Here is a 13,482-nt window from a genome sequence, read left to right on the forward strand (position 1 = left end):
GGACCCTATTGCGGCGGAAAAAAGTCCGCTTCCTCCCGCGCCTGCTGCCAGCGCTGGAAAGCCGTGCGGTTCGACGCCACCGCATCCGCCCAGCGCGTTGGCTCAGGGAGGCGGTAACCGCGCATGCAAAGTTGCACCCAGTGCAAGGCCGATGCCAGCCCCGCCCGATGACCGGGGGATATAAACAGCGGATTGCAGCGTAATTTACTGCGCCACACCAACGCCACTTGCTCCCCCTTGTCCATCAGCGGCGCCAGCGCGCCCTGTGCTTCCGCCAGCGGCGCGAATTTTCCGCATAAGCGGCGCTTGGCGACGCCGATGGTGGGTATATCGACCAACAGGCCGAAATGGCTCGCCACGCCAAGACGCCGCGGATGCGAGATGCCATGGCCGTCCACCAGCAGCAGATCCGGACGGCGGCCAAGTTTATCCCATGCCGCCAACAGCACCGGGTATTCGCGAAACGACAGAAAGCCGGGAATATACGGCATCGTGGTAGTGATCCGCGCCACCTGAAACTCGAAGAGCTCCAGCGACGGAAAGCGCAGCAGGGCAATGGCGGCGCGAGTCACCTCGCCCACCTGTTCAAAGCCGACATCCGCGCCGGCGATAAGCCCGGGATGGCTAAAGGCAAAATCGTCGTGCCGGATGACGCTACCCGCCGTGGCTATCTGTTCGGCGCGCAGTGCAGCGATATCCATAACTGAACGTCCTAACGGTGATAGGACGGCGACAGCCGGTGTACCGCTGCCACGAAATGGCCCGCATGCGCCGGCGGCACATCCTGATGAATACCGTGCCCGAGATTGAAAACATGCCCTTCGCCCGGGCCGAAAGCGTCCAGAATAGTCGCGACTTCGCGCTCGATGCGCGCCGGCGAGCCATAGAGCACCGACGGATCCATGTTGCCCTGTAGCGCCACCTTGTCGCCGACCCGGCGGCTGGCGTCCGCAATATCGGTGCTCCAGTCAAGGCCAAGCGCATCGCAGCCGGTGGCAGCCATCGCCTCCAGCCACTGACCGCCGCCTTTGGTAAATAATGTCACCGGCACCCGGCGGCCTTCGTGTTCACGCAGTAAGCCGTCGACGATTTTATGCATATAATGCAGCGAAAATTCGCGATAATCGGCGCCGGTCAGCGCGCCACCCCAAGTGTCGAACAGCATGACCGCCTGAGCGCCGGCGCGGATTTGCCCGTTGAGGTACAGCACGACGCTGTCCGCCAGTTTATCCAACAGCAGATGTAACGTTTCCGGCTCGGCGTACAGCATCTGTTTAATTTTGGTAAAGGCCTTGCTGCTGCCACCTTCCACCATATAGGTGGCCAGCGTCCAGGGACTGCCCGAGAAGCCGATCAACGGCACCGCTCCCTGCAAACGCAGTCGGATGGCGCGCACCGCATTCATCACATAGCCGAGCTCCTGCTCGGGATCGGGTATCGGCAACTTCTCCACGTCGCGCCGATGCTGAATCGGCCGGGCGAAGCGCGGTCCTTCACCCTGTTCAAACCACAGACCCAGCCCCATTGCGTCCGGGACGGTGAGAATATCGGAAAACAAAATGGCGGCATCCAGCGGAAAACGACGCAGCGGCTGCAGCGTCACCTCACAAGCCAGATCGGCATTGCGGCACAGCGCCATGAAATCACCGGCCTCGGCGCGCGTCGCTTTGTATTCCGGCAAATAACGGCCGGCCTGGCGCATCATCCAAACGGGCGTTACGTCGACCGACTGACGCAGCAGCGCGCGCAAATAACGGTCGTTTTTCAATTCACTCATTCAGGTTTCCTTGCTGTTAGAGGTGAATTGTAGCGTGTGCGCCGGGTTTTACCGATGCGCGCGGCAAAGCGCGACGGTATCTTCAATCAGCCGGCGCGCTACGGTCCCCGGCGGCGGCGGCGGCAGCGCGTCGTAACGATACCATCAGGCGTCGAGAAGCTCATGGGGATCGTGCCGGATATCGCCACCGTCATAATCGGCCATAAACGCCATCATCAGCGAATGGGGAAACGGCCAGGGCTGCGAGGTCACGTAACGTACATTTTTGACCCGCACCTGCGTCTCCTCCATTACCTCACGCGCCACGCATTGCTCCAGCGTCTCCCCCACTTCGACAAAGCCGGCCAGTACGGTATAGATTTCCCCGCGATGGCGGCTGTGGCGTGCCAACAGAATGCGATCATCGCGACGGATCGCCACAATGATGCACGGCGCGATTTGTGGGTAATACCGTTCGTGACAGTGGTCGCACAAACAGGCCCATTCCGTCTTGCTGCGGCGCATAGCGTGGCCGCAGTAGCCGCAGTGGCGATGGGAACGGTAGAACTCCGCGAGCTGCACGCCCCGTCCGGCAAGTTGAAACAGGCCCGGTTCGGCATCAAGTATTTGCCGTACCGATCCCATATCCCGCGGCATCGTTCGGCGCACCAGCCAAACGGTGGCCACCGCCCATTCGCCGATAGGCAGCGCGGGCATGCCGGTAAGTCCGGCGGCCGCCGCGCTACCAAATGGCAGTTCCCCCTTAGGCAGCCAGAGTTTGGCCTCCTGGCTGACCACCCACCAGCCTTGTTCATTGCCGCTAAGTTCGTGTTCCATTTTAGTTGCACTACCTCTTATTCACTGGCAGGCTAGAAAACCTTAACGTTTTGCTCGCCTTAATTTATCAGTCACGCAGCGTTGTTTTTATCACTTCGGAGTCAATCATGCTAAACCAGTTGGAAAACCTGGCGAAATGCGTTGGTGGCAATAATGAACTTATTGATCAATGGTTACAGGCCCGCAAAGGACTTTTAGTGGCCTACTACCATCTGATCGGCCTCAAGCCCAATAAAGAAAAGCATACTCCGCTGGACGAAGAAGCGCTGGACGCTTTTTGCCATCAGTTGGTGGATTATCTCTCCGCCGGGCATTTTAACGTTTACGATCGTATCGTGCCGGAGGGCGAGAGCTCGTCCGCGCTGACCTACAGCGGTCTGCAGGAAAACACGCAGCAAATCATGGCGCTCTACGACAGCCATTTTGAAAACGCCATTGACCACGACAACTATCTATCATTCCAGGAAGCGTTGTCGGGCGTGGGAGAAGCGCTGGCGACGCGTTTCGTCCTAGAGGATAAACTGATTCAGCAGGCGATGGAAGTACAGTGTGCAAGCCGCATCGACACTCCCCGCCGCCAACAGCGCCGATATTGCCCGGCCGGCCTGAGTTATTCCGGCAACGGTCGGAGCAGGTGCCGCCGTTACGGTTAAGTGTAAAGAATATGTAGTTGGTTTGCGGTCCGCCTGGCGGACCATTATCTTGTCGGAGTGCCCAGCGCGTATGTTACGCCGGGCTGAGACCGTTAATTCGGGATCTGCGGAACCTGATCAGGTTAAAACCTGCGAAGGGAACAAGAGTAATTCAGTCATGTTGGCGCCAATGCCCCTCATTTAGGGCCGTGGCGCCCTCCATTACTCCCCGTAGCGCTCCTGACAAGCAACTCCCGGTAATCTTACTTGAGGAACTTGCTATGTCACACTCTTCTCCTCCCGGCTCACGCCGTACCCGCCGCGCGCAAGCGCAGGCGTTTATCGATACGCTCACCGGCACCGATTTTCCCCGCTCCCTCCGCATCTATATACAAGGGCAGCACCCGTCAGTCCGCGTACCGATGCGCGAAATCCAGCTTATCCCCACCCATCTCGGCGGCCAGGGCGACGATGCGCAATACAAGGATAACGAGCCGGTGCCGGTGTACGATACCGCCGGTCCCTATGGCGACCCGACGGTACCCATTGATGTCCGCGCCGGACTTTCGCCGCTGCGTGCGGCGTGGATCTCGGCGCGCCAGGACAGTGAACCGGTGCCGGCGCTCAGCTCGGGTTACAGCAGCGCGCGCCGCAGCGATGCCGGACTGGACCACCTGCGCTTTGCCACGCCGCCCACGCCACAGCGCGCACGCGCAGGCCGCTGCGTCACCCAATTGCACTACACCCGTGCCGGTATCATCACGCCGGAAATGTAATTTATTGCGCTGCGGGAAAATATGGGGCGGGAACGCATCCGCAGCGAGACCTTGCGCCAGCAGCACCCGGGCCAGGCGTTCGGCGCCGCGATGGCGGAAAATATCAGCGCGGAGTTCGTGCGTCATGAAGTGGCCGCGGGCCGCGCCATTATTCCCGCCAACATCAATCACCCTGAAGCGGAGCCGATGATCATTGGCCGACACTTTTTGGTCAAGGTCAACGCCAACATCGTTAACTCGGCGGTGACCTACTCCATCGAAGAAGAGGTGGAAAAGCTGGTGTGGGCCACCCGCTGGGGCGCGGATACCGTGATGGACCTCTCTACTGGGCGCTATATTCATGAAACGCGCGAGTGGATTTTGCGCAATAGTCCAGTATCCATCGGTACCGTCCCCCTGTATCAGGCGCTGGAAAAAGTTCAGGGAGTGGCGGAAAACCTCACTTGGGAGATTTTCCGCGACACGCTGTTGGAGCAGGCGGAACAGGGCGTGGATTATTTTACCCTGCACGCGGGCGTGCTGTTGCGTTATGTGCCGATGACCGCACGACGTCTAACCGGTATCGTCTCGCGCGGCAGCTCCATCATGGCCAAATGGTGCCTGTCTCATCACCGGGAAAACTTTCTGTATACGCATTTCCGCGAAATTTGCCAGATCCGCGCCACCTATGATGTGGCGTTGTCGCTGGGGGACGGCCTGCGCCCCGGTTCGATTCAGGACGCCAACGATGAAGCGCAATTCTCCGAGCTTTATACCCTGGGCGAGTTGACCAAAACCGCCTGGGAATACGAGGTGCAGGTCATGATTGAAGGTCCGGGACATGTGCCGATGCAGATGATCCGGCGCAATATGACCGAACAGCTGACGCATTGCCATGAAGCGCCTTTCTATACGCTGGGGCCGCTTACCACCGATATCGCCCCCGGCTATGACCATATCACGTTCGGTATCGGCGCTGCGCTGATTGGCTGGTACGGCTGCGCGATGCTGTGCTATGTCACGCCGAAAGAGCATCTGGGGTTACCGAATAAAGAAGACGTCAAACAGGGGATGATAACCTATAAAATCGCCGCCCACGCCGCCGATCTCGCCAAGGGCCATCCCGGCGCGCAAATCCGTGATAACGCCATGTCGAAAGCGCGTTTTGAATTTCGCTGGGAAGATCAATTCAATCTGGCGCTGGACCCGGACACCGCCCGCGCCTATCACGACGAAACGCTACCGCAGGCGTCGGGCAAAGTGGCGCATTTCTGCTCCATGTGCGGTCCGAAATTCTGTTCAATGAAAATATTCCGCGAAGTGCGCGATTACGCCGATGCCCAGGCGGCACAGGCCAAAGCCGCAGGGATGGCCGACATGGCGTCGGTGTTCCGGGCCAGCGGCGGGGATATCTATCTGCCGTCGTCCGGTAGCGAGGTGAACGATGAATACTAATGCTGCTTTCGCACCGGTACCGCATCGACTTGGCCTTTACCCGGTGGTGGATTCGCTGGCCTGGCTGGTGCGCATGCTGGATGCCGGCGTCACAACGGTGCAATTGCGTATTAAAGACAGCAGCGAGGCGCAGGTGACGGCGGATATCGAGGCGGCGGTCCTGCTGGGTCGCCGTTACGACGCCCGGGTGTTTATTAACGATTACTGGCGGTTGGCGATTCATCATGGCGCCTATGGCGTGCATCTGGGCCAGGAGGATATGGATAGCGCCGACGCCATCCGCGCCGCCGGTCTGCGGCTGGGCCTGTCCACCCATGACGGGGCAGAGCTGGCGCGCGCGCTGGGCTGGCTCTTATATTGCCCTCGGCCATATTTTCCCCACCGCCACCAAAGTCATGCCGTCCCGGCAGCAGGGGTTAGAGACGCTGCGACGTCTGGTTGCCGATCTGCCGCCGATCCCAACGGTTGCCATCGGCGGCATCGGTCGCGAACAGGTGGAAGCGGTGCTGGCCTGTGGCGTGGGCAGCGTCGCGGTGGTCAGCGCTATCACCCGGGCGCCAGACTGGCGTCAGGCGACCAGGGACCTGCAACAACAAATAGCGGCATGGGAGCGTGACCATGAACGATGATCGACAGCGCACCACGGCCACCGCCGTTTGCCCGCCAACGGCCGCGGCGTTGGACGATCAGGCCTTTTTACGCTACAGCCGCCAGCTCTTGCTAGAGGATATCGGCATTGAAGGTCAACTACGGCTGCAGGCGGCGACGGTGCTGCTGGCCGGGTTGGGCGGTCTAGGCTCGCCAGCTGCGCTGTATCTGGCGGCGGCCGGCGTCGGCACGCTGCTATTGGCCGATGACGATGCGCGGCACATTACCAATTTACAACGGCAGATCCTCTACCGCAGCAACGACATCGGCCAGTCGAAGGCGCAAGCCGCGCAGCGGACGCTGGCGGCGCTCAATCCCGGCGGCCGCTACCTGCCGCTTACGCGGCGGCTGGAGGGAGATTGGCTTGACCAGCAGGTGGTACGCGCCGATCTGGTGCTGGATTGTAGCGATAATATGGCCACCCGCCACGCCATCAATGCCGCCTGCGTGCGGCGGAGCACCGCGCTTATCAGCGCCAGCGCGGTCGGTTTCGACGGCCAATTGCTAACCTTACGCCCGCCGTGGCGCGAAGGCTGCTATGCCTGCCTGTTTCCAGATAAAGAAGAGCGGCAACGCAACTGCCGCACCGCCGGGGTTGCAGGCCCGGTGGTTGGCATGATGGGCACGCTACAGGCGCTGGAGGCAATCAAACTTCTTTGCGGCGTTCCGAGCGATAGCGCCGGCCAATTGCGGCTGTTTGATGGCAAAACCTTACAATGGCGCACCCTGCGCCTGAACCGCGATCCCCACTGTCCAGTCTGCGCGGCCGCGTCAGCGTCCCCCGCGCGGGTGGTCGGGAGCGCCCGGAGACTTACCTGATGAAAATCACGCTTAACGACCTTCCGCTGGAGCTGGCGCAGCCGGTGACGCTGGCGGTATTACTTACGGAACACCATCACCCCGCGCCGGGCACCGCCCTGGCGGTCAACCAAACCATCATCCCGCGCCGGCAGTGGACGGATTACCGGGTACAGGATGGTGACGATATTCTCTTATTCCAGGCAATCGCCGGAGGCTGATCCATGTTTACCCTAGCATAAACGTCTTTCCAGTCGCGTTTATTCACCGGTACCGGCAAATTCGCCTCGGCGCAGCTGATGCTGGACGCCATCCTCGCCTCCGGCAGCGAACTGGTTACCCTGGCGATGCGTCGGGTCGATTTACGCGGCGGCGACGATGCGCTGCTGCCGGCATTACGGCAGGCCGGCGTCCGGTTACTGCCCAACACGTCCGGCGCCAAAACCGCCGAAGAAGCTTTGTTCGCCGCCCGTTTGGCGCGCGAAGCGCTGGGCACCCACTGGATCAAACTTGAAATCCATCCGGATATGCAATACCTGTTGCCCGATCCGATAGAAACCTTAAAAGCGGCGGAGCAATTGGTCAAAGAGGGGTTTGTGGTGTTGCCCTACTGTGGCGCCGACCCGGTCCTCTGCCGCCGGCTGGCAGAGGCGGGTTGCGCGGCGGTAATGCCGCTGGGATCGCCCATCGGCTCGAATCAGGGGCTAAAAACCCGTGATTTCCTGCGTATTATCATCGAACAGGCGCAGGTCCCGGTGGTGGTGGATGCGGGTATCGGTGCGCCAAGTCAGGCGCTGGAAGCGCTGGAAATGGGCGCGGATGCGGTACTGGTCAACACCGCCATTGCCGTGGCGCAGGATCCCGTTGCAATGGCGCGCGCTTTCCGGGTCGCGCTGGAAGCCGGCGAATTGGCCCGCCAGGCCGGTCTGGCGCCGCGCCGTCGTCAGGCCAGCGCCACCAGCCCGCTGACCGGCTTTCTGACCCCCTCGGCGGAGGCGCAAGCATGACCACCTTTACCCCGCACTGGCAACAGATCCAATGGGACGACGTCGGCATGCGTATTCACAGCCAGACGGCCCGCGACGTCGAGCGGGCGCTGGCGGCGGAAAACCCCGGACCGGCGGATATGATGGCACTACTGTCGCCGGCGGCGCTGCCCTATCTGGAGCCGCTGGCCCAGCGAGCGCAGCGGTTGACCCGCCAACGCTTTGGCAACACCATCAATTTTTATTTGCCCCTTTACCTGTCAAACTCTGCGCCAACGACTGTACTTACTGCGGCTTTTCCATGAGCAACCGTATCCGCCGCAAAACGCTGGATGAACAGGAAATCCACAGCGAGTGCCGGGCTATCCGCGCCAAGGGCATTGACAACGTACTACTGGTGACCGGCGAGCATAAGAGCAAAGTCGGCATCGACTACTTTCGCCGTTACGTGCCGCTGGTGCGCCAGGAATTCAGCTCTCTGATGATGGAGGTGCAACCGCTTTCACAGGCGGAATACGCCGAGCTGAAAGGCCTGGGGCTGGACGGCGTGCTGGTGTATCAGGAAACCTATCATCCGCCCACCTACCGGCGCCATCATTTGCGCGGACAGAAACAGGATTTTGTCTGGCGGCTTGAAACGCCGGATCGTCTGGCGCGGCCCGGGATCGACAAGATCGGCCTCGGCGCGCTAATTGGCCTTTCTGATAACTGGCGTGCCGACTGCTATATGGTGGCCCGTCACCTGCTGTATATGCGTCACACCTACTGGCAGAGCCGCTATTCGCTGTCGTTCCCCCGGCTGCGTCCCTGTGCCGGCGGCGTAACGCCGGCCTCTTTAATGGACGAAGCCCAATTGCTACAGGTGATGTGCGCTTTCCGCCTGCTGGCGCCGGAAGTGGAGATTTCCCTGTCGACCCGTGAATCCGCCCATTTTCGCAATCATGCGGTCCCTATCGTGGTGAATAGCGTCAGCGCCGGAGCCAAGACGCAGCCGGGCGGCTACGCCAGCGATCGGCCGGAGCTGGAGCAATTTCTGCCCCACGATAACCGTTCACCGCAGGAAGTGGCGCACGTCCTTATTCAGCAGCCGGTGTGGAAAGATTGGGAGCCCTATCTGGGACGCTCGGCTGTCGCCGCAGACAGCCTCTGAGCAGGAAGAGAAAACCGCGCTCGCCGGCATTGCTGAGCGGCTAATCCGGGCGCGGCGACAGCCGGTGTGGAAAGATCGGAGCCCTATCGGGGACGCGCGGCCATCGCCGCAGACGGCGTCTGAGCACGGCGCCGTCTGTACTCCGGGCAAAAAACCGCTCCCGAAGGAGTGGTGTTGGTTTCGACAGCGGCGAGTGACGGTGTCGACAATCAGTCGTCGTTGCCGCCCAGACCCGCGTTAAGCAGTTCAGCCAGGTTGGCGGAAGCTTCATCGGCGGTAATCTGCGGCGCGGCCGGCGCTTCGCCCTGCTGACGATGGCGGGCGCGTTCCTGATGATAAGCGTAACCGGTACCGGCCGGGATTAACCGTCCAACGATGACGTTTTCCTTCAGTCCGCGCAGTTCATCGCGCTTCCCGGCCACGGCGGCTTCGGTCAGCACGCGCGTGGTTTCCTGGAACGACGCCGCGGAGATAAACGACTCCGTGGCCAGCGAGGCTTTGGTGATACCCAGCAGATCGCGCATGTAAGTCATTTCTACCTTGCCGTCGATTTCCAGCTGACGGTTGGCTATCTTGATGCACGAGTATTCCGCCTGTTCGCCTTCCAGGAACTCCGAGCTGCCACTGCTGGCGATCGTTGCTTTACGCAACATCTGACGAACGATAACTTCGATGTGTTTATCGTTAATCTTCACGCCCTGCAGACGGTAGACGTCCTGGACTTCGTTGACGATGTAGCGGGTCACCGCATGGACGCCACGCAGACGCAGGATATCGTGCGGCGATTCCGGGCCATCGGAAATCACATCACCGCGCTCGACGCGTTCACCTTCAAATACGTTGAGCTGACGCCATTTCGGGATCATCTCTTCGTAAGCTTCGCTGCCGTCTATCGGCGAGATAACCAGGCGACGTTTGCCTTTGGTTTCTTTCCCGAAGGAAACGATGCCGCTGATCTCGGCCAGAATCGCCGGCTCTTTCGGGCGACGGGCTTCAAACAGATCGGCGACGCGCGGCAGACCACCGGTAATATCCTTGGTCCCGCTGGTTTCCTGCGGCAGACGCGCCAGCGTATCACCGCCGGTGATTTTAGCGCCGTCTTCCAGCTGCACGATCGTTTTACCCGGCAGGAAATACTGCGCCGGCATGTCGGTCCCCGGCAGCAGCACATCATTACCGTTAGCATCAACAATACGCAGCGCCGGACGCAGATCTTTACCACCACCGGTACGCTCTGCAGTGTCCAGTACCACGATAGAGGACAAACCGGTCAGTTCGTCGGTCTGGCGGGTAATGGTCTGGCCGTCGATCATATCGGTGAAGCGGACGAAACCGTCGACTTCGGTGATAACCGGCATAGTATGCGGATCCCAATTGGCAACGGTTTCGCCGCCCATGATTTCCGCGCCGTCGCCTTTGGCCATCACGGCGCCGTAAGGCACCTTATAGCTTTCTTTGGTACGGCCGAATTCGTCAATCAGCTTCAGCTCGCTGTTACGCGAGGTGATCACCAGCTTGCCGCTGCCGTTCACTACGAACTTAGCGTTGTTGCTAAGACGGATAGTCCCTTTGTTTTTCACCTGAATGCTGGATTCCGCCGCGGCACGGGACGCTGCCCCGCCGATGTGGAATGTACGCATGGTCAGCTGGGTGCCGGGTTCACCGATAGACTGCGCGGCAATAACGCCGATGGCTTCGCCCTTGTTCACCAGATGCCCACGCGCCAGATCACGGCCGTAGCAGTTGGCGCACACGCCGAAATCGGTGTCGCAGGTCACGACCGAACGCACCTTGACGCTGTCGACGGAATTTTCTTCCAACACGTCACACCATTGCTCGTTCAGCAGGGTATTACGCTCGACCAGAATATCCGCGGTGCCAGGCTTCAGGACATCTTCCGCCGTGACGCGGCCCAAAACGCGCTCGCGCAGCGGCTCTTTGACATCGCCGCCTTCGATAACCGGCGTCATCACGATACCGGCGAAGGTGCCGCAGTCGTCCTCGGTCACCACCAGATCCTGAGCCACGTCAACCAGACGACGGGTCAGGTAACCGGAGTTGGCGGTTTTCAGCGCGGTATCCGCCAGACCTTTACGTGCACCGTGGGTGGAGATGAAGTACTGGAGTACGTTCAGACCTTCACGGAAGTTGGCGGTAATCGGCGTCTCGATGATCGAGCCATCGGGCTTGGCCATCAGGCCACGCATACCGGCCAGCTGACGAATCTGCGACGCCGAACCACGCGCGCCGGAGTCGGCCATCATAAAGATGCTGTTAAACGAGACTTGGCGCTCTTCTACGCCGTCACGGTTAATCACGGCCTCGGTGGACAGGTTGTCCATCATTGCTTTGGCGACGCGCTCGTTGGCCGCGGACCAAATATCGATAACCTTGTTATAACGCTCACCGGCGGTCACCAGACCTGACTGGAACTGCTCCTGGATCTCGGCAACTTCGGCTTCGGCTTCATCGATAATTTCGGCTTTCATCGCCGGGATGACCATATCGTCGACACCAACGGACGAGCCGGAGCGGGCGGCGTAGGCGAAACCGGTGTACATGATCTGGTCGGCGAAGATAACGGTCGGCTTCAGACCCAGCACGCGATAGCAGGTATTGAGAATCTTGGAGATAGCTTTTTTACCTAACGCCTGGTTCACCAGCGAGAACGGCAGCCCCTTCGGCACGATCATCCACAGGATAGCGCGGCCGACGGTAGTATCCACCAGGTGGGTGGTTTCCACCCACTCGCCGTTGTCGCGTTTCTCATGCTCGGTGATACGCACTTTGACGCGCGCATGCAGCTCGGCCACGCCGGCGCGGTAGATGCGTTCGGCTTCTCTCGGCCCGGTCAGCACCATGCCTTCGCCTTTGCCGTTGACGCGATCACGGGTCATATAATACAGACCCAGCACCACGTCCTGGGACGGCACGATAATGGGCTCGCCGTTGGCGGGCGACAGGATGTTGTTGGTCGACATCATCAGCGCGCGCGCTTCCAACTGGGCTTCCAGCGTCAGCGGCACGTGGACCGCCATCTGGTCGCCGTCGAAGTCGGCGTTGTACGCCGCACACACCAGCGGGTGCAGCTGAATGGCTTTACCTTCAATCAGTACCGGCTCAAACGCCTGGATCCCCAGACGGTGCAGCGTCGGCGCACGGTTCAGCATGACCGGGTGCTCGCGGATCACCTCGTCGAGGATATCCCACACCACGGCTTCTTCGCGCTCGACCATTTTCTTGGCCGACTTGATGGTGGTCGCCAAACCACGCAGCTCCAGCTTGCCGTAAATGAAAGGCTTGAACAGCTCCAGCGCCATTTTCTTCGGCAGACCGCACTGATGCAGACGCAGGTACGGACCCACGGTGATAACCGAACGACCGGAATAGTCGACACGTTTACCGAGCAGGTTCTGACGGAAGCGACCTTGCTTACCTTTGATCATGTCGGCCAGGGATTTCAGCGGACGCTTGTTGGAGCCGGTAATGGCACGGCCGCGACGGCCGTTATCCAGCAGCGCATCGACCGCTTCTTGCAGCATACGCTTTTCGTTGCGCACGATGATGTCCGGCGCGGCCAGATCCAGCAGGCGCTTCAAGCGGTTGTTACGGTTGATCACCCGGCGATACAGATCGTTCAGATCCGAGGTCGCAAAGCGGCCGCCGTCCAACGGAACCAGCGGACGCAGATCCGGCGGCAGTACCGGCAACACGGTCAGGATCATCCATTCCGGCTTGTTGCCGGACTGCACAAAGGCTTCCAGCAGCTTGATGCGCTTGGTCAGCTTTTTACGCTTGGTTTCCGAGTTGGTTTCTTCCAGCTCTTCGCGCAGCTGCTCGCATTCCTGCTCCAAATCCATGTTTTTCAACAGGGCCTGGATCGCTTCGGCGCCCATCTTGGCGTCAAATTCGTCACCGAACTCTTCCAGAGCGTCCAGATACTGCTCTTCGGTCAGGATCTGACGGCGCTCAAGGTTGGTCATGCCGCCTTCAACCACGACGTAGGATTCAAAATACAGCACGCGTTCGATATCACGCAGCGGCATATCCAACAGCAGACCGATACGGGACGGCAGCGATTTCAAAAACCAGATGTGGGCGGTGGGCGAAGCCAGCTCGATGTGGCCCATACGCTCACGGCGCACCTTGGTCTGGGTCACTTCGACGCCGCATTTCTCACAGATAACGCCGCGGTGTTTCAGACGCTTGTACTTACCGCACAGGCATTCGTAGTCTTTTACCGGCCCGAAAATACGGGCGCAGAACAGACCGTCGCGCTCCGGTTTAAAGGTGCGGTAGTTAATGGTTTCCGGCTTTTTCACTTCACCGAACGACCAGGAACGGATCATGTCTGGCGAGGCCAGCGCAATTTTGATCGCATCAAACTCTTCGGTCTTAGTTTGTGCTTTCAGAAACTTAAGTAAATCTTTCACGGCTTGGCTCCTGTCGGAGTTGGATCTGTTAG

5 protein-coding genes, 6 pseudogenes and 1 riboswitch are annotated in these 13,482 nt (G+C 60.1%); of the genes and pseudogenes, 7 read left to right on the plus strand and 4 right to left on the minus strand.

What is annotated here, in order from left to right:
* Positions 1-5: 5 nt before the first annotated feature.
* From nfi to nudC, 3 genes and pseudogenes are all read right to left on the minus strand, one after another.
* Positions 6-701, minus strand: a complete 696-nt coding sequence (nfi, locus tag JZM24_RS07650) for a deoxyribonuclease V (protein WP_215669222.1) — start codon at positions 699-701, stop codon at positions 6-8.
* 11 nt (positions 702-712) lie between these two features.
* Positions 713-1,777 carry a uroporphyrinogen decarboxylase gene (gene hemE / locus JZM24_RS07655; protein ID WP_215669223.1) on the minus strand — a complete coding sequence of 355 codons (1,065 nt, stop codon included), beginning with the start codon at positions 1,775-1,777 and terminating at the stop codon, positions 713-715.
* Positions 1,778-1,825: 48 nt separating this feature from the next.
* Positions 1,826-2,593, minus strand: a pseudogene (gene nudC / locus JZM24_RS07660) (NAD(+) diphosphatase).
* Positions 2,594-2,700: 107 nt separating this feature from the next.
* Between nudC and rsd the strand changes: the two are divergent.
* The 7 genes and pseudogenes from rsd to thiH all read left to right on the plus strand — a co-directional run.
* Positions 2,701-3,132 (plus strand): annotated as a pseudogene (gene rsd / locus JZM24_RS07665) (sigma D regulator); the annotation flags it as partial.
* Positions 3,133-3,289: 157 nt separating this feature from the next.
* Positions 3,290-3,403: riboswitch (TPP riboswitch) on the plus strand.
* Between the two features lie 103 nt (positions 3,404-3,506).
* Positions 3,507-5,435 (plus strand): annotated as a pseudogene (gene thiC / locus JZM24_RS07670) (phosphomethylpyrimidine synthase ThiC).
* Positions 5,425-6,064, plus strand: a pseudogene (gene thiE / locus JZM24_RS07675) (thiamine phosphate synthase). The pseudogenes thiC and thiE overlap by 11 nt, the downstream one beginning before the upstream one ends.
* Positions 6,054-6,902, plus strand: coding sequence for a HesA/MoeB/ThiF family protein (locus JZM24_RS07680; protein ID WP_215669224.1), 849 nt, complete (start codon positions 6,054-6,056; stop codon positions 6,900-6,902). Before thiE ends, JZM24_RS07680 begins: the two are co-directional and overlap by 11 nt.
* A complete protein-coding gene (gene thiS / locus JZM24_RS07685; RefSeq protein WP_215669225.1) occupies positions 6,902-7,102 on the plus strand; it encodes a sulfur carrier protein ThiS in 201 nt (66 codons plus the stop codon). The genes JZM24_RS07680 and thiS overlap by 1 nt, the downstream gene beginning before the upstream one ends.
* A 24-nt stretch (positions 7,103-7,126) precedes the next feature.
* Positions 7,127-7,888 (plus strand): annotated as a pseudogene (locus tag JZM24_RS07690) (thiazole synthase); the annotation flags it as partial.
* Positions 7,885-9,017, plus strand: a pseudogene (thiH, locus tag JZM24_RS07695) (2-iminoacetate synthase ThiH). The pseudogenes JZM24_RS07690 and thiH, both read left to right, overlap by 4 nt.
* Before the next feature lie 209 nt (positions 9,018-9,226).
* Here the strand turns inward: thiH and rpoC are convergent.
* Positions 9,227-13,450: a DNA-directed RNA polymerase subunit beta' gene (gene rpoC / locus JZM24_RS07700; RefSeq protein ID WP_215669226.1), complete on the minus strand. Its 4,224-nt coding sequence runs from the start codon at positions 13,448-13,450 to the stop codon at positions 9,227-9,229.
* Between the last annotated feature and the right edge of the window lie 32 nt (positions 13,451-13,482).

The organism is Candidatus Sodalis endolongispinus, from assembly GCF_018777395.1.
GTDB lineage: Bacteria > Pseudomonadota > Gammaproteobacteria > Enterobacterales > Enterobacteriaceae > Sodalis_B > Sodalis_B endolongispinus.

Excerpts from the sequence above, each read along its gene's own strand:
- hemE (WP_215669223.1), bottom strand. The coding sequence starts at position 1,777 with ATGAGTGAATTGAAAAACGACCGTTATTTGCGCGCGCTGCTGCGTCAG.
- JZM24_RS07680 (WP_215669224.1), top strand. The coding sequence starts at position 6,054 with ATGAACGATGATCGACAGCGCACCACGGCCACCGCCGTTTGCCCGCCA.
- thiS (WP_215669225.1), top strand. The coding sequence starts at position 6,902 with ATGAAAATCACGCTTAACGACCTTCCGCTGGAGCTGGCGCAGCCGGTG.
- nfi (WP_215669222.1), bottom strand. The coding sequence starts at position 701 with ATGGATATCGCTGCACTGCGCGCCGAACAGATAGCCACGGCGGGTAGC.